This is a genomic window from Pseudarthrobacter sp. MDT1-40-2 (assembly GCF_059383595.1).
Map to the genome: position 1 here is coordinate 129,952 of NZ_JBWZCL010000004.1, position 16,942 is coordinate 146,893.

Below are 16,942 nucleotides of genomic sequence, written 5' to 3' on the forward strand. Positions count from 1 at the left end.
CACGTCACCGCCATTGTGGTAGCCCACAATGGCGGCGACTATCTCCCCAGAACCCTGTCTGCCCTGGCAGGCCAGACCCGACCAGTTGATTCGGTGATCGGCGTCGATGCCGCTTCCCGGGACAATTCGGCATCACTCCTTGAAAGGGCCTTCGGCGCTGCGCGCGTGGTGAGCTATGGCGGGAAGCCAGGATTCGGGGCATCGGTCCAGGCCGGACTTCAAGCGTTGTCGCCGAGGCGCCGCGACGACGCCCAGGACATTGGCAGCCACCACGGCAATGAGTGGATCTGGCTCCTGCATGACGACGCCGCGCCGGCACCGGAAGCACTCGCTGAGTTGCTGGCCGCCGTCGAGCGTGCTCCTTCAGTAACTGTTGCCGGCTGCAAGCAGCTGGACTGGGACGCTCCGCGTCGGCTGATCGACGTCGGCCTCTCCACCAGCCGCTGGGCGGAACGCCTCACCCTTATTGAGGCAGACGAACTGGACCAGGGCCAGTACGACGGACGCAGCGATACCTTTGCGGTAAATTCGGCAGGAATGCTGATCCGGCGGGACGTCTGGGAGCACCTGGGAGGCTTTGATTCCGCACTTCCGGGTACTGGCGACGACGTCGACTTCTGCTGGCGCAACCGGCTGGCCGGCCACCGGGTGGTAGTGGTCCCCAGCGCCAAGATCCACCACGTCAGCCACCGTCCCCATGGCCTGGGTACGCCGGCTGCCGCGCGAAGGGCCCAGGTGCACCTCAGGCTCAAGCACACTGCGCTGTGGAAGCTCCCCATCCACGCCCTGGGTGCCCTCCTTGGCAGTCTCTTTAAGCTTGTGCTCAGCATCGCAGTGAAGGATCCGGGCCATGGATTCTCGCAACTGCTGGCAACTTTTGCCGCGCTCGGCCGTCCCGGCGCCATCGCCCGGAGCCGTCGCAGTGCAGCGAAGACCCGGCGTATCCACCGTTCCGTTATCCGCAAGCTCCAGACACCTCGCCGTGAAGTATGGAACCACCGGCGCTCCCTGATGGAAGCGATAGGTGCTGAAGGTTCGCCCGCCGAACGGTATGGAACCGACCTCCTCTCCGACCAGCCCAGCGGTGACTCTGCCGACGACTTCGCGGCCCTGACCACCACGGACAAGGGCTGGGTGGGCACGGGAGCGGTGCTGGCCATTGGTGTTACTGCCGCCGCTTCGTTCGCCGGCCTTTCCGGGCTCTTCCGGGCGGATTCGGTAACCGGCGGTGCGCTGTTGCCCGTTTCCGGCAATCTGGCCGAGGTCTGGCACCATGCGTCGAGTTGGTGGATTGGCCTGGGGGCCGGGCTGCCGGGCCATGGTGATCCCTTTGGTTACGTCCTCTGGATGTTGGGCCTCCTGGGGGCCGGGGATGCCAATGGTGCCGTCGTCTGGCTCCTGTTCCTGGCCATGCCGCTGGCCGCACTGGGGGCCTGGTTCGCCGCCGGCGCCCTGACAAGGCGTCGAAGCTTCCGGTTTGCTGTTGCCCTGATCTGGTCTGCCGCCCCGGCCCTGCAGGTCGCGCTTGACCAAGGCCGGCTGGGTGCTTTGGTGGCGCATGTCTTGATGCCGCTCCTTGCCCTGGCGCTCCTTCGCGCTACCGGAAGCGCGGTGGGGCATGGCCGGTTCGCGCTGCCGGCCTCCGGCGAGCGTCGCTTTGTCGAGTTGCCGGCCATCAAGGCCGGCATCAACGGCACCCCGTCATGGACAGCCGCTGCCGCCGCCGGCCTGGTCCTCGCCGTGATCGCGGCAGGAGCTCCGTCGCTGCTGGGCCCGTTGATCCTGATTGTCGTGCTGGCGGGCCTCTTGCTGGGGCGTCGCGGCCGCACCGTATGGTGGGCGCTGCTGCCAGCAGCAGCACTTTTTGTTCCGTTCGCACTGTCGGTGCTGGACCGGCCCCGCGCCATGCTCGGAGATCCGGGCCTTCCGTTCGGGTTCGACCCTGCGCCGCTATGGCAGCAGATCCTGGCACAACCCGTGCGCTTTGACCTCGACGGCGGCCTTGCCGGGCTTCCCCCTTTTGAAGGCGGACCCTGGGCCATGGTGCTGGCCCTGATGATCGGTGCCCCGGTTCTGGTGCTCGCCGTCGTGGCGCTGTTTGTCCCAGGCAAGCGCACGCGCCTGGTCCGCGCATTCTGGGTGGCAGCACTGATCCTGCTCGCGGGCGGCTGGGCCGCCGGCCACGTGGCCACCGCAGTCAATGCCTCCAGCCTGGTTACCCCTTTCCCCGGACCGGCTGTATCTGCCGCAACGTTCGCACTGCTGGGGGCTGCTGTCATGGGGTGCGAGCGGTTGCTCGCCTTGTTTGCCAACAGCGTCAAGGGTACGACGCCGGCCCGGCCTTCCGGTGTGCCCAGGACCATTGCGGCGGTCACGTTGGTCGTTGCCCTGGCCGGGCCACTGCTGGGCCTTACCGCCTGGACCGCCCGCAGCATTCTGGAACCATCAGTACAAGCGGCAGCCGCACCCGGGCAACTCAGCCTTGGGACGCAGAGCCTGCTTGAGGCATCCCGCGGCAGCACTCTTCCGGCCACGGCCTCGGACCGGGGGGAAGGCCCTGAGCAGACACGCACGCTCGTGATCAGCACTTCCGAGGAGGGCAGTTACGGCGCCAGCCTCATGCGGGGTTCGGGCACCACCCTCGATGCACTCTCCACGGTGGCCTCCGCGGCCGTCATCATGGGAGAGCCAGGCAGCGAAAGTATTCGGGAAGATGATCAGGTGACGGCGGCATTGCGCGGTGTGGTTGCCACCATCGTGGCGGGCCAGAGCGTTGATCCACGCCCCGCCCTGGAGACCCTGGGGGCGGGATTTGTGGTCCTCAAATCCGACGACACCGCAGCCCAGCTGACCGCCAGCAGGATTGATGCGGTGCCGGGTTTGGTGGCCGTGGGCGAAACGGAAGCAGGCTGGCTATGGCGGGTCACACCCCTGAATGCCGCCGCCCTGCAGCCTGCCGACGTCGCGCATCGTGCACGGATTATCGACGCGGGGGGCTCGACCGTCACGCTGCTGCCCTCTGCTTTAGAGGACGTCGAGGCAGCAGTTCCGGAAGGGAGCGAGGGCAGGCTGGTGGTCCTTGCCGAGCGTGCCGATCCCCGCTGGACAGCCTGGCTGGACGGGCAGAAGCTCACCTCCACCACCTCCGGCTGGGCACAGGCGTTCACCCTGCCGGCGGCAGCCGGAGATCTGGTGGTCAGGTACCAGAACCCGTGGGCGACGGTCAGCGCGGTGGTCCAGTTCACCGTCATCGGGCTGACCATCCTCCTCGCGATTCCCATGCCTGCGCGGCGCCCGAACACCGGGCTCTCACGCGACGAAGGCTCACTGCGTAAGGAACGTCAGAATGCATAAGGACCCATCCGCAGACCCGGGCACTGCCCATCGCCGCGCTGCCGCTGAGCCTGCTGCTGTTGAGCCTACTGTCACTGAAGGCAGCAAGGTGAAGGCCCCGGGCAGCGAGGGCACCGGCAAGGAAAGCGCCGGGTCCCGGGAAGAGGCCGGCGCCGTTTCCGAGGCGAAGCTCGAAGGTGTTCCAGCCGCAACAAAACCCGCCCGGCGGTCCCGCCGTCAGAAGGCCGCAACGCGCGGGGTCCTCACCGGTGTGCTTTCCGCCATCGCAATTGTGGCGGCAGGCGGTGTGGTGGTAGCAGGCACTACAGTGGCGGCGCCCACTGTGGGGACACGTCCCCTGGAAGCAGCATTGGCGCCCGTGCCCGCCGGAATAACCCAAGCCGTTTGCCCGGGACCGGCCCGGCTTCTTGAGGGATCAGCCGACGCCACTGATCCGCAGTTCAGCCCCGAATCAGGAACTGCGGCGAGTGCCGTGGATGCCGTGGTGGTCAGCGCCCCGGGCGCTGCCCTGCCAGCCGGGCAGGTTGCCGGACTGGACGGAAGCGCCGCAGTAGACATCACCCAGGGGCCAGCCGCCGCGGCGCCGGAGGCAGCAGCAGTCTCGGCCGGTGTACTGGCAGGCCGGGAGGTGTCCGGTATCAGCGTTCTGGACGCCCAGGCCGTTGACAACAACCAAGCGTCCGCAGCAGCCCTGCTGCGCTACAGTGCCAGTGATGGAGACCTGCGCGGCATCGCAGCCGCCAACTGCCAGCAGCCGGCCAACGACTTGTGGCTGGTGGGCGCCAACACCAGCCTCGGACGCACGGCAGTCCTTACCCTTACCAACGCTTCCAGCAACCCGGCAACCGTGAACCTGGAACTGTTCGGAGCGGAGGGCCAGATACAGGCCCCCGGCAGCCGGGGACTGCTGGTTGCGCCCGGCTCCAGTCGTTCGATAGTCCTGGCGGGCCTGGCGCCCGGTGAGGAAGCGCTGAGCGTCCATGTGCGCAGTTCCGGTGGCCCGGTTGCCGCTGTTATCCAGCAAAGCGTATTGCGTGGCCTGCAGCCGGGCGGTGTGGACTATATCTCCCCTGGTGCGGGCCAGGGCGCCCGCCAGATCATGACCGGGGTGGACATCCAGGATGCGGCAGGAATTTCCGCCATGGCCGCACGGCCGGGATTCTCCGATGCCGGCCCTGTACTGTACCTGACCGTTCCCGGCTCCACGGACGCCGTCGTCGAAGTTAAAGTGTTCGGAAAAGACGGCCAGCAGGCTCTCCAGGCGGGCGGCGTGGTGACCGCCAAGGCCGGTTCCGTCACCGAGGTACCGCTGGCCGGAGTCCCCGCCGGGCACTACACGGTGGCCGCTTCTTCCGACGTCTCATTCGTGGCCTCCAGCCGGGTGACCCGCGGCGCCAACCCGGATGAGCCCTCGGACGTGTCATGGTCGCCGTCGAGCCTGCGGCTGGGCAGCCAGCATCTGGTTCCGGTCCCTTCATCGGGGGAGCGGCACCTGGTTTTCGGCGCGCTGGATGGCAGGGCCGCGGTAACGTACACCCCGGTCACGGCGGATGGCCGCATCCAAAATGCAGCCACCGCAGACATCGCAGGCGGTACCACTGCCACTATCACCATCCCGGGCGAAGTGGCCGGATCGGCAGTGACGGCCTATATCGTGTCAGCAACAGGCGACGCCGCCTACGGGGCGTTGGTGCTGCAGGACGGCAATGGCGTTTCCACCGTTGCACTCACCCCCGGCGCCGAAGGGCAGGAACACGTTCCGGTCAGGCTCGGTTACTGAGCGCCGGTACCGGGGCTCCGCTGTGCCTGTTCAGTAGCGACGGCGGTAAACCGGATCCAGTGTCTCCGGCGCCACGCCCAGCATTTCCGCTGTGTGCTCAATGACGACGTCGTGCACCAGGTCCTGGAGTTCCTCCCGGGTATCGCAGGCCTGCTCCACCACCCGGCGGTAAACAGTGATCAGCGGGCCGTCGGCCTGGCCGGCCGGGATGTAGGCGCCCATTGGCGCCGGTTGGCCGGCCGCCACCAGCTCCTCCAAGTTGGTCGGGATCTCATCCACCGCAAAGCGGACGCCATCGAGGGTCTTACCCCAGATGTCGTGCAGGCGCTGGGCTGAATCCATCACAAGCTCGTCGAAACGTTCCGCCCGGGTGCGGAAACCGGGCAGGGTGGGCAACATCAGTTCGCCGCGCAGCCCGCGGCCATGGCGGTTTCTCCGCTTGGTGCGGAAACTTCTGGCCGACGTGCCCGAGAGCGGATCCTGTTGCCCTGACCGCTCGTCAGCCAACCGGACCGTAAAACCTGAATCATGGTTCGATGACTGCATATACCGACTCTAATCCTGGGAAGGGGATTCCGCGACACTCCCGGGCCTCTGGGTTGCTGCGCCGTCGGTGTGCCATGGCATCTATTGCGGCAGGGGAGGGTACTCTGGGGTGTCGTGGGTGCCATTCGTCAGTGTTCCAGATCAGCCTGCCGCGAAGCGGCCGTGGCGACTTTGACGTACGTCTACGCGGACTCAACAGCCGTACTTGGTCCGCTGGCAACTTACGCCGAGCCGCATTGTTACGATTTGTGCTCGCGGCACTCGGAATCACTGACAGTGCCCCGTGGTTGGGAAGTGCTCCGCCTGGCCATGCCAAACACTCCCCAGCAGCCGGGCCCCGATGATCTGCTGGCGCTTGCCGACGCCGTGCGTGAAGCTGCGTCCAAGCCGTCTTCCACGTCCGCTGAGCGCCGTACGGGACCATCTCCCCTCGAAGCCCCTGCGCCCACGGAGGGCGTCCGTCGAGGCCATCTGCGGGCCCTGCGCGAACCCTCCTAAGCGCCGGATCGCGGTACGCTGATAGCTGCACACCAGTCCCCAACGGCCATCAGCCAGACCACGGCACCATGGCCCCCGCAGGAGCAGCAAGCATGCCCAAGATCAGCCCTGAACTGTTGTCCGTCCTTCGATGCCCGGTCACTGCTTCGCCGCTGAAGCAGGAAGGCGACGTCCTGGTCGCAACGAAGGCTGCTGCAGACGGAAGTGTTCCGCAGTACCGGATTGAGGACGGCATCCCCCTTCTCCTCCGGCCCGAACTTCTCCCCGCCGCCACTGCTGCGGCGTCGGACCAGCATGATCCCGCCACGGGCCAGGGCAGCTAGCCTCTCCCCATCCGCGCGTACTTGATTTCATTCAGCAAAGGAACTCCATGACTTTCGATTATAAAGTTGCCGACATCAGCCTCGCGGAGGCCGGCCGGCACCAGATCCGGCTGGCCGAGCACGAGATGCCGGGCCTGATGTCACTGCGCGCTGAATATGGTGCGGAACAGCCCCTCAAGGGCGCGCGGATAGCAGGATCGTTGCACATGACTGTGCAGACCGCGGTCCTCATCGAGACGCTTACCGCCCTGGGCGCGGAGGTCCGCTGGGCTTCCTGCAACATTTTCTCCACCCAGGACGAAGCCGCTGCAGCAGTCGTCGTGGGAACCGGCACCGTGGAGAACCCGCAGGGCGTTCCCGTCTTCGCCTGGAAGGGCGAGTCGCTGGAAGAATACTGGTGGACGGCTGAGCAGATCCTGACCTGGCCGGGCGCCGAGGCCAACCCTGAGCTCGGCCCCAACATGATCCTTGACGACGGCGGCGACGCCACCATGCTGGTACACAAGGGTGTTGAGTTCGAAGCTGCCGGCGCTGTTCCGGCCGTTGAGGCTACCGACTCCGAGGAGTACGGGGTCTTTTTGGAGCTGCTGCGCCGTTCGCTCGCGTCCGATCCGCAGAAGTGGACGCGCGTCGCGGCTGGAATAAAGGGCGTCAGCGAGGAAACGACTACAGGCGTACTGCGCCTGTACCAGCTTGCCGCGCAGGGCAAGCTGCTGTTCCCCGCCATCAACGTCAATGACTCCGTCACCAAGAGCAAGTTCGACAACAAGTACGGCATCCGGCACTCGCTGCCGGACGGCATCAACCGGGCCACGGATGTCTTGATGGGCGGCAAGGTCGCCGTCGTCTGCGGTTACGGCGACGTCGGCAAGGGTGCCGCCGAGGCCCTTCGCGGCCAGGGTTCCCGGGTAATCGTCACCGAGATCGATCCCATCTGCGCCCTGCAGGCTGCGATGGACGGCTACCAGGTGGCCAAGCTGGAAACCGTCCTGCCCATCGGAGACATCTTCATCACCACCACGGGCAACAAAGACGTCATCATGGCCGAGCACATGGCCGGGATGAAAAACAAGGCGATCGTTGGCAACATTGGCCACTTCGACAATGAAATCGACATGGCGGGCCTGGCCCGGATTCCGGGGATCCGCAAAGTCGAGATCAAGCCGCAGGTCCACGAGTGGGTCTTCGAAGGGGACACCGCCGACGACGAAGAGGCCCGCTCCATCATCGTGCTCTCCGAGGGCCGCCTGCTGAACCTCGGCAACGCCACGGGCCACCCGTCCTTCGTGATGAGCAACTCTTTCGCCAACCAGACCATTGCCCAGATTGAACTTTGGACCAAGCACGGGCAGCTGGAGGAAGAGCGGGAATACCGCAACCAGGTCTACGTTCTGCCCAAGATCCTGGACGAAAAAGTGGCGCGGCTGCACCTGGACGCCCTCGGCGTGGAGCTGACCGAACTGACCAAGGACCAGGCTGAGTACCTCGACGTTGACGTGGCCGGGCCCTACAAGTCGGAGCAGTATCGTTACTGAGGTGTGACGGGGACCGCCGCCGGCCTGGCGGACCGGAACGGGTGCAAGGCTTAACATTGTTCAATGACGTCTGATTCAAAACCACGCCGTTCCGGTCCCGCCGGGAAGATCGCGCTGATCGTAGCGCTGTGCCTCCTGGCTGCCGGTGGCGGCGTTTTCGCCGCCGTAGCCCCCGGATTCGCCGGTGCCGCGATTGAATCAGAGGCTTCTTCCCCGGTCCGGTCCGAGCCCGGCAAGGCCGCTCCTGTGGTGCCCCCGCTGAAGCTGGACGTTGAACCGGCGAACGGTGCCCGGCAGGTCAATCCCGCTGCACCCGTCACCCTCAAAGTAGGTGCCGGCAGCATCGAGAAAGTGACGCTCACCAGCACGGCGGGCGAGACAGTCAAGGGTGAATTCGCTGATGGCGGCAGCAGCTGGAAGACGGTCGATCCCCTGAAGTTCGACGCCGAATACAGTTACAGCTACGTGGTCAAGGACGGCGCAGGCCGGGAAACCAGCGCCACCCATTCCTTTAGCACCGTGGCGTCTACCCACGAAGCGGATGCCATTATCTACCCGCTGGACGGAATGAAGGTCGGCGTGGCCCAGCCCTTGCAGATCACGTTCAGCGAGCCGGTCCTGAACCGTGACGCCGTGGAAGCGGCCATCAAAATCACCACCACAGCCGGCCAGGCCGGCGCCTTCCACTGGTACAGCGACACCATGGTCCGGTACCGTCCGGAGACCTTCTGGGCTGCCAACTCCACCATCACCATGGACATGCAGTTGTTCGGCGTGGACCTGGGCAACGGACAGATTGCCAACTTCAACAAGGTGCATACGGTGAACATTGGCGACAAGGTTTCTGCGGTAGCCGATGCCGCAGCCCACACCTTTACGCTCAGCATCAATGACCAGGTGGTCAGGACCCTTCCGGTCAGCATGGGCGACGAACGCTTCCCGTCCGCCAAGGGCTTCGCCGTCTTGATGGAAAAGCGCCGCTACGACCACTTCCGGGCCGACAGCATCGGCCTGTCGCGTGACGACCCCGCCCACTACGGTGAGGTGGACGTCGAATACACCATCCGGCTGTCACTTAGCGGTGCCTACATCCACCAGGCGCTGGAGTCGGCGTATCCCTACATCGGGAACAAGAACGTCTCCCACGGTTGCATCGGCTTCTCTCCTGAAGGAGCCGCCTGGGTCTTTGACCGCATGACCACCGGGGACGTGGTGGAAGTGATTAATACCGAGGGTGATTTCGCTGCCTTCGAGGACGGCTTTGGCGACTGGAACATCCCCTGGGCCGAGTACGACAACTGACAATCAATCAGCGAAGGGCAGCCGCCGCAGCCTGGCGCCCAGTTCGTCGCTCCGCTCGTGGTCCCGGGAGAGCCTGGCCGTTTCCCGCCGCCGCCGTTCGGCCAGCACTGCTGCCAGGAAGTCGTGCGGATTGGTTCCGGGCGGGGGGAGCGGCGCAACATAGTGTGAAAGCTCGGTGGCCAGCGAGCGGACAGTCTCCTCGCGGGACAGAGGCGACATCCGGCCAGCCTGGCGGACGAACATCGCCGCCCGCCGGGCAGTCCCGTCCGGCACCCTGCCGATGTCCGCCACAGCGGCCCATTGCCGCAGGTGCGCCGGTACCGTAGCCAGGACGGTCGCTTCGACGGGGACTCGCCGGCGCAGGGAATACGTCCCGGCCATAACGTCTCCTTGCCGTCGGGACTTGTCACTGAAGAGCGCCACGGCGATGGCCAGCCCTCCGAAGGTGGCGTAAATCTCGAGGAATCCGGTGAGCCCGCGGATCAGCGCATGCCGGAACCGGATGGCCCCGCCGTCGTCCCTGACGATCCTGAGGCCCACCGCGAGTTTCCCCAGGGACAGGCCGCGGGTCAGCGTCTCCACTGCCACGGGGACAATAACCAGGAAGAACACCACGGCCAGGAGCATGAGTGCCTGGAATGCCGCAGGGTCCATGTCCTGGCCGGCAGACACCACCGTCAGGATGGCAGCAACCAGCAGGAGGACGTTGAGGACGACGTCAATCAGGAGTCCCAGGGCCCGTGCCCCAAAGGACGCCGGGCGGAGCTCAAGGGCCACCGCCTCACCGGTAATAATCGCGCTCACGTTCTCCCCATTCCCTGCTGTAGGGCCTGTCGAGAGGCCCGAATCCAATCTACGGCACCATTCCTATGGCAGTGCCGGTCTTCGGGTCTAGGCTGGAGCCGTGGATATGGATGCCTTCTCAGCCGTGAACTCCGGCACGTGGGCCAGACTGCATACGCTGGCCTACCAGCGCCGGCTCAGCGGTGCCGAGGCTGACGAACTGCTGCACCTCTATCAGTCCACCTCGGCGCACTTGTCCCTGGTCCGTTCGCTCGCCCCCGAGAGCGGCTTGTCGGCGTCGTTATCGGCCACCCTCGCCCAGGCGCGCACGCGCTTCACCGGTGCCCGGTCCAACTTCATGGAGGACGTGGCGGGGTTCTTCGCCATCGCGCTTCCGGCGGCGTTCTACCGGCTGCGATGGCTGACCGTGGCCTGTGGATTGGCTTTCTGTGCCATTGCCGCAGGTTATGCCTCCTGGGTGGCGGGTTCCCCTGATGTCCTGAGGGCGTTGGCCCCGGCTGACATGCTGCAGCGGTACGTCGAGGAAGACTTCATCAACTACTACTCGGAGAATCCGGCAGCATCATTCGCCGGCGCCGTATGGACCAACAACGCGTGGATCAGTGCGCAGGCAGTGGCGCTGGGAATCACCGGGATCTGGGTGCCGATGATCCTGTTCAGCAACGCCCAGGGCGTGGGAATCGCTGCCGGGGTTTTCGCCGCCGCAGGGAAAAGCGACGTGTTTTACAGTTACATCCTGCCTCACGGCCTGATGGAGCTGACAGCCGTTTTCATCGCCTGCGCGGCCGGGCTGCGGATCTTCTGGGCAATGGTCTCCCCGGGACTCAGGACCCGTGGCCAGGCTATTGCGGAGGAAAGCAGATCCCTGATCACGGTGGCGCTTGGACTGGTGCTGATCCTGCTCGTCTCGGGCCTGGTGGAGGGCTACGTGACTCCGTCGCCACTTCCGGTGTGGGTAAAAATCGCCATTGGCTCCCTGGTCCTGGCGTCCTATTGGCTGTACGTCCTTGTGCCGGGGCGAAGGGCCTTCCTGGCTGGCGCTACCGGGGGCCTCTCCGACATCGATGCCGGGCCACGGGAGCTCGTCGCCTGAAAGCGGCAGCCACCCGGCGGGAGGTGACGGCATGGCATCCCTGTCCTGTCCGGGCATCAACGGTAGGCTCTAAGGGAGAAAAAGTGGCGTTGCCTGCCTGTGCAGCAACGTAAAAGCCCGACGGAAGAGACGCTGCAGTGAACGACAAATCCCAGCCGCCAGGCAAACAGCCGGACCCGGTCCTAAACGCCTCGTCCGATGATGACGTTGCGTTTGACTGGATGAAGCCAAAAGTGGACACCTCCGCGAAACCCGGGCCGGTCGCCGTCGATCCCGCTCCCACCCGCGCGGACCGCAAAGCTTCGGAAGCCGCCGCCGCAAATTCGGATGCCACAGAGCCGGGCCGTACCACCTCAGACCCGGCACTGCCCACCGCCGTGAAGTCCGACGGCGCAACGAGCGTTCCGCCCACAGCTTCCGCTGGTGCCCACTTCAGTGAGCCCCTGCCCACCTCGGCCCTGCAAATCCGGCCGCCGGAGGCAGAAGTGGAACGGCGGAACGCGGAGCGCGAGAGCGCGGCAAAGGCCAAGCCCGTCCTGCCCCGCTTGATGCAGGTCCTGTTGGCCGTCTCCTTCCCCGTGATCCTGCTGGTCCTGGCTGTGCGTGCCGTGGCCACGCCACTGTTCCTCTGGGTGGAGTACTACCGGCCGGGCTTCCCGGGTGACGGTTACGGCTTCAATACTGATGACCGCATCACCTACGGGTCGTACGTCGTTGACTACCTCAGCAACTGGGCAGGCCCGCGCTACCTGGGCGACCTGGTAGCTCGAAGCGGTGAGCCCCTGTTCAAGCCAGAAGAAGTCAGCCATATGGCAGACGTCAAACTCGTGTTCCTGACTGCCCTGGCCGCTGGATTCCTTCTGCTGCTGCTCAGCACCGTGGCAATCAGTTACCTTAAGCGCCGCAGTACCGGGGGAGTCCGCCGTGGCCTGTTCGCCGGATCGATCATCACATTGGTCCTCATCCTGGGGCTTGGCACCCTGGCGGTGCTGGGGTGGCAGCAGTTCTTCACTGAATTCCACCGGCTGTTCTTCGCCAGTGGAACCTGGACCTTCGCCCTCGAGGACACGCTTATCAGGCTGTTCCCCGGCCAGTTCTGGATGGATGCGGGCATGGTGATCGCTGCCCTGGTGCTGGTCACCAGCGCAGTCACCCTGGTTCTCACCTGGCCCACGCGCCGGCGACGGGGCCTGCCGCCGCGCCAGGGCAGAAAGAACAAGAAGGCCGCAGACCCCGCTGGTACTCCTGCAGACCAAACCGAAGCCCGTGAGGCCGGGTGATAATGCGGTTCGCAGCGAGTCCTAGTTCAGGGGAACCGCGGGATTTCGCCCTGTGACGGTGAGGTAGCCGTCGCCGTCGAGGCTCCCCAGTTCGCCGGTGCGGATGAAGCCATCGGCAAATGCTGCAGCAGTCGCCGCCGCGTCGACATGGTACCCGGCGAAGACGCCAATGCCTTTGACCAGGATTTCGCCACTGGCGGTCACCCGCACAGTGGTTCCCGGAACTGGCAGCCCCACGGTTCCCGAGCGTTTCCGGGCCGGGGTGTTGACGGTGCAGGGCCCGGTGGTCTCATTGCGGCCGTAGCCTTCCAGCACCGAAATTCCGGCCCCGTCGAAGAAGCGGGCCGTCTCCGCGGACAACCTTCCGCCCGCTGCATAAAGACAGGCCAGATGCCCTCCGAGGGCCGAGCGCAGCCGCCGGTAGACCAGCGCTTCATAGACGGCGTGACGGAGCGTGAGCAACTTACCGGGACTGCCGGCACCGGTGCCCGGCGCCCCGGAAGCGAGTGAGTACTCGACGGCGGTGCGCGCGGCAGATGCGAACAGCCGCCGCCGGCCCGCTGTTTCTGCCTGCCGGGCGGCTTCTGCATAAATCGCCTCAATGAGACCAGGACCTGCGGCCAGCAAGCCCGGCTTGAAGGATCGCAGGTCGGTCGGCAATTCATTGGCGGTGCTGTGCCCCACCGTGATGCCGGCACTGAGGAGCATCAGTTGTGCCGACATTGCCAGCGTAGTAGCGGCGGGCAGGGAGATCAGCGCCCGGCCGCGGGGGTCAAGCCGGGTTTCCGGCAGCAGCGGCGCCGTGTTTTTCGCCAGCAAGGCAAGGTTTCCGTGGGTGATCCGACACCCCGGGACACCGCCTGACAGAGGCTTCGGCGAGGAACCGTGCACAGCGCCGTAAACGACCGACGCAACGTCGGCCAGCGTTGCGGTGCTGCGGTAGCGCTCGAGCTCGGCGTCGGAAACGCCGGTCCCTGCGGCGGCGAGGCTGGCCAGATTGGGCGCATCGCCGTCGTAATCCATCCGCACGGTACTGACAATCCGCTCAACCGGCAGGTCGGCCGTCCTGAGCACCTCTGCGACCAGGCCTGCCGTGGCGGCGTCCTCCACGAAGATCCGGCGTGCGCCGGAGTCCTGCAGGACTCTCTCGAGCTTCGCGGCCTGTGGTTCCGGATCCCTCGGTTCCGGGTCCAGCGGGACGGTGACACCGCCGGCAAACCACACGGCAAAGTCCACCAATGTGCGCTGATAACTGCTGGCGGACAGGATGGCCACGGGATCACCGGGGCTGATCCCGCCGGCGATAAGGCCCTTGGCCAAGGCGTTGACCTCCAGCACAAACTGCCGGGCGGAAACGTCTGCCCAACCGGTAGTTCCCTTGCGTGAGTAGAGTGCGTGCGCAGGGTTTCTCTCCAGCTGTTCCAGGACCAGCCGGGTCACGTTGGATCCGGGGTCCATCTCAACCAGCAGTTCCGTGCTTGCTTCTCTCACGCGGTTCTCCATTCCGCAGCCACGCCGTCCGGGCCTGGCTTGGTCGTCAAGGCTTAGGGCAATCGTGCCCTAGATCCAGGAGGGCATCCAGATCCGGAGACGCCAGTCCGTATAGCTGATGACCTCCGCGGTCCAGATTGGATAGAAGAACGCACTCAGCAGCAGTACCCCGGCAAGGAAGACGGCCACCAGGTACAGGCCGGAACGCCACCGCCAGCCCGGGCTATCCCGCGGGCCAAGCACCAGTCCCACGCAGTACGTCAGGGCAAGGACCAGGAATGGTTCGAAGGAAACGGCGTAGAAGAAGAAGGTGGTCCGCTCCGGATACATAAACCACGGCAGGTACCCGGCGGCCATGCCGGCAAGAACGGCCCCCGCACGCCAGTCCCGCCGGCCAGCCCACCAGAAGAGCAAAACTATCAACGCGATGGTGCCGCTCCACCAGATCAGCGGGTTCCCCACCGAGAGAATGGCCGACGTGCAGTCGGACAGCGTGCACCCAGGCGTTCCCTCTTTGGGCGACTGGTAGTAGAAAGAGGTGGGCCTGCCCATGACCAGCCACGTCCAGGCGGTGGCTTCATAGGGATGATCTGAGCTCAGGCCCTGGTGAAAGTTGAAGGCCTCAAGGTGGTAGTGGAACCAGGACCGCAGGGAGTCCGGCAACCAGCCCCACTCCCCGGACGGGTTGGTTTGGGCCCAGTTGCGGTAATAGGCGTCGGTGGATCGGAACCAGCCCACCCATCCGGCGGTATATGCCAGTGCGGCCACCGGAACCACGGACATGAAGGCCGGCAGCCCGTCCTTGATGACCGCTCCAGGAAACCAGTTCCGGATGCCGGCAACCCGGCGGGCACCGAGGTCCCAGCAGACTGTAAGGATGCCGAAAACTGCAAGGAAGAACAGTGCCGACCACTTGGTTCCCACGGCGAGTCCCAGGCAGAGGCCGGCGAGGACCCGCCACCAGCGGATGCCCAGCCAGGGGCCGGTAAGCAACTGCAGGGGAGTCGGTAAGCCGGTGGGGGAGGCAAGGCCCTGCCGCGTGAGCCGGTCCGCCAGGCGTCGCCTGCCGTCGTCACGGTCCACCAGGAGGGCGCCGAAGGCGGCCAGCACCCAGAACATCAGGAAAATATCCAGCAGCGAGGTGCGGGACAGCACCAGGTGGTGGCCGTCCACGGCCAGCAGCAGGCCCGCCACAGCGCCAAGGGTTATGGAAGAGAACAGCTTCTGTGCGATCAACGCCACCAGCAGCACCGACAATGTCCCGGTGAGGGCGGCCGCAAAACGCCAGCCGAAGGCATTGTCTGCGCCGAAGAGCCACATTCCGGCAGCGATCATCCACTTGCCAACCGGCGGATGAACCACATACTCCGGGGTGTCCAGCAGCACGCCGGGGTTGCCGGCATTGAAGGCATCGTTGGCCTTGTCCGGCCAGTTCCGCTCATAGCCGGCCACCAGGTAGGAGTATCCGTCTTTGACGTAGTAGGTCTCGTCGAACACCAGGGTGTTGGGTTCTCCCAGCCTGAAAAAGCGCAGGACGCCGGCCAACGCGGCGGTAAGGACCGGTGCCAGCCAATACCACAGGCGCAACGACGGCGGGTAGTCCCGCCAGCTCCGGATACTGCCGCTCAGGCGCTGGATCAGGGCCCCGGCCGTGAAGGCCGTACCGGGGTCCAGGATCCATCCTGAGGCCGGCCCGGTACGGCCGGCATGGGAGCCTGGGCCAGCGGGAAGGTTTACGGCCGCTGAGGAGTCGGGAACGGCAGGACCGCCGGCAGCAGTACCGGCGGTGGGCTGCCCACCGCCAGCACTGCCGGGTGCATTCGCCTCCGAGGTCTGGGTCACCCGCCCATGCTACCTTTTTGCGGCCCTGTTGCCCCGGCAGGACTAGTGTGGACGTGTGCACCGCAACTCCAACTCAGAACATGCCGGCCCTGATTCCGCTCCGGCCATCCCCGAAGACGGCGTCCGGGCCTTGCGCGACGACGACCTCCACGCAGTTCCGCAGACGGCCGTTGCCGGTGGGCCTGGCCGGATCGTGCTGGCCGCCACCCCCATTGGCAACACCGGGGACGCCTCAGCCCGCCTGGTGGAACTGCTGGCGACGGCGGACATTGTTGCGGCCGAGGACACCCGGCGCTTGCACCGGTTGGTCCAAAGCCTCGGCGTGACGGTGGCCGGTCGGATTGTGAGTTACCACGAACACAACGAAGCCGCCAAGACCGGTGAACTGCTGGATCAGGTCCGCCAGGGCAAGACACTGGTGATGGTGACCGACGCCGGCATGCCTGCCGTGTCGGATCCGGGCTTCCGGCTCGTGGAAGGTGCCGTGGCGGCCGGGCTGAAAGTCACCGCCGTGCCTGGCCCCTCGGCGGTGTTGACGGCGTTGGCACTTTCCGGGCTTCCCACCGACCGGTTCTGCTTCGAAGGATTCCTGCCCCGCAAGGCCGGCGAGCGTTCGGGCCGGCTGGCTGAGCTTGATGCAGAACGCCGCACCATGGTGTTCTTTGAGGCTCCGCACCGGCTGGAGCCCATGCTGCGCGCCCTCCGTGAACGCTTCGGACCGGACCGCAGAATTGCCGTCTGCCGTGAACTGACCAAGACCTACGAAGAGGTCCTGCGCGGCACTTTAGCCGAACTCCTGGACTGGGCCGAAAACAATGAAGTCCGCGGCGAGATAGCTGTTGTGGTAGGCGGCGCTCCAGAACGGGAACCCGGAACTCCGGAGGACCATGTGGCAGCCGTCAACGAGCTGGTCGCGAAGGGCGTACGGCTCAAGGAAGCCGTAGCCACCATCGCCGAGGATGTCCGGGTCAGCAAGCGGGAGCTCTATTCGGCAGTCCTCGCCGCGCGGTGACCCTGCTGTGCGATTGCACAGTCGTTGGGGTCCGGCATGGTGCGTGCAGGCGTAGACCCTGCGCGAACGGCCGCAGTACTGT

The 16,942-nt window shown here is 65.7% G+C and carries 13 protein-coding genes; 9 read left to right on the top strand and 4 right to left on the bottom strand.

The features are described from left to right. The first annotated feature begins 15 nt into the window (after positions 1 to 15). The gene (locus tag AC50X5_RS13085) at positions 16 to 3,354 is read left to right on the top strand and encodes a glycosyltransferase family 2 protein (protein WP_494976522.1); all 3,339 of its coding nucleotides are present in this window, start codon (positions 16 to 18) and stop codon (positions 3,352 to 3,354) included. Next, complete coding sequence (locus AC50X5_RS13090) at positions 3,347 to 5,134, top strand: DUF5719 family protein (protein ID WP_494976523.1); 1,788 nt, start codon at positions 3,347 to 3,349, stop codon at positions 5,132 to 5,134. The genes AC50X5_RS13085 and AC50X5_RS13090 overlap by 8 nt, the downstream gene beginning before the upstream one ends. A 30-nt stretch (positions 5,135 to 5,164) precedes the next feature. Here AC50X5_RS13090 and AC50X5_RS13095 read toward each other — a convergent pair whose 3' ends face one another. Further along, entirely contained in the window at positions 5,165 to 5,680 is a 516-nt protein-coding gene (locus AC50X5_RS13095; protein WP_494976524.1) for a metallopeptidase family protein, read from the bottom strand. 114 nt (positions 5,681 to 5,794) lie between these two features. On the opposite strand from AC50X5_RS13095, the gene AC50X5_RS13100 reads away from it, so the two are divergent. The 4 genes from AC50X5_RS13100 (at position 5,795) to AC50X5_RS13115 (ending at position 9,338) form a co-directional block, all read left to right on the top strand. Then, complete coding sequence (locus AC50X5_RS13100) at positions 5,795 to 6,178, top strand: DUF3499 domain-containing protein (protein WP_463937278.1); 384 nt, start codon at positions 5,795 to 5,797, stop codon at positions 6,176 to 6,178. 92 nt (positions 6,179 to 6,270) lie between these two features. Beyond that, the gene (locus tag AC50X5_RS13105) at positions 6,271 to 6,501 is read left to right on the top strand and encodes a Trm112 family protein (RefSeq protein ID WP_463937279.1); all 231 of its coding nucleotides are present in this window, start codon (positions 6,271 to 6,273) and stop codon (positions 6,499 to 6,501) included. 47 nt (positions 6,502 to 6,548) lie between these two features. Next, positions 6,549 to 8,036, top strand: coding sequence for an adenosylhomocysteinase (gene ahcY / locus AC50X5_RS13110; protein ID WP_494976525.1), 1,488 nt, complete (start codon positions 6,549 to 6,551; stop codon positions 8,034 to 8,036). Between the two features lie 63 nt (positions 8,037 to 8,099). Continuing rightward, entirely contained in the window at positions 8,100 to 9,338 is a 1,239-nt protein-coding gene (locus AC50X5_RS13115) for a L,D-transpeptidase (protein ID WP_494976526.1), read from the top strand. 3 nt (positions 9,339 to 9,341) lie between these two features. Here AC50X5_RS13115 and AC50X5_RS13120 read toward each other — a convergent pair whose 3' ends face one another. Next, positions 9,342 to 10,142: an RDD family protein gene (locus tag AC50X5_RS13120; RefSeq protein ID WP_494976527.1), complete on the bottom strand. Its 801-nt coding sequence runs from the start codon at positions 10,140 to 10,142 to the stop codon at positions 9,342 to 9,344. Between the two features lie 100 nt (positions 10,143 to 10,242). Here AC50X5_RS13120 and AC50X5_RS13125 point away from each other — a divergent pair, with 100 nt between their 5' ends. Together AC50X5_RS13125 and AC50X5_RS13130 are read left to right on the top strand one after the other, a co-directional pair. Continuing rightward, on the top strand, positions 10,243 to 11,235 hold the full coding sequence (locus AC50X5_RS13125; RefSeq protein ID WP_494976528.1) for a stage II sporulation protein M: 993 nt from the start codon (positions 10,243 to 10,245) through the stop codon (positions 11,233 to 11,235). A 137-nt stretch (positions 11,236 to 11,372) separates the two neighbouring features. Further along, a complete protein-coding gene (locus AC50X5_RS13130) occupies positions 11,373 to 12,515 on the top strand; it encodes a TIGR01906 family membrane protein (protein WP_494976529.1) in 1,143 nt (380 codons plus the stop codon). 21 nt (positions 12,516 to 12,536) lie between these two features. Here the strand turns inward: AC50X5_RS13130 and AC50X5_RS13135 are convergent, their stop codons facing one another. After that, positions 12,537 to 14,006, bottom strand: coding sequence for an AMP-binding protein (locus tag AC50X5_RS13135; protein ID WP_494976530.1), 1,470 nt, complete (start codon positions 14,004 to 14,006; stop codon positions 12,537 to 12,539). 69 nt (positions 14,007 to 14,075) lie between these two features. After that, entirely contained in the window at positions 14,076 to 15,848 is a 1,773-nt protein-coding gene (locus AC50X5_RS13140) for a dolichyl-phosphate-mannose--protein mannosyltransferase (protein WP_494976531.1), read from the bottom strand. A gap of 130 nt (positions 15,849 to 15,978) precedes the next feature. Here AC50X5_RS13140 and rsmI point away from each other — a divergent pair, with 130 nt between their 5' ends. Next, positions 15,979 to 16,860: a 16S rRNA (cytidine(1402)-2'-O)-methyltransferase gene (gene rsmI / locus AC50X5_RS13145; RefSeq protein ID WP_494976679.1), complete on the top strand. Its 882-nt coding sequence runs from the start codon at positions 15,979 to 15,981 to the stop codon at positions 16,858 to 16,860. Positions 16,861 to 16,942 lie beyond the last annotated feature (82 nt).

Excerpts from the sequence above, each read along its gene's own strand:
- ahcY (WP_494976525.1), top strand. The coding sequence starts at position 6,549 with ATGACTTTCGATTATAAAGTTGCCGACATCAGCCTCGCGGAGGCCGGC.
- AC50X5_RS13090 (WP_494976523.1), top strand. The coding sequence starts at position 3,347 with ATGCATAAGGACCCATCCGCAGACCCGGGCACTGCCCATCGCCGCGCT.
- AC50X5_RS13095 (WP_494976524.1), bottom strand. The coding sequence starts at position 5,680 with ATGCAGTCATCGAACCATGATTCAGGTTTTACGGTCCGGTTGGCTGAC.
- AC50X5_RS13115 (WP_494976526.1), top strand. The coding sequence starts at position 8,100 with ATGACGTCTGATTCAAAACCACGCCGTTCCGGTCCCGCCGGGAAGATC.
- AC50X5_RS13105 (WP_463937279.1), top strand. The coding sequence starts at position 6,271 with ATGCCCAAGATCAGCCCTGAACTGTTGTCCGTCCTTCGATGCCCGGTC.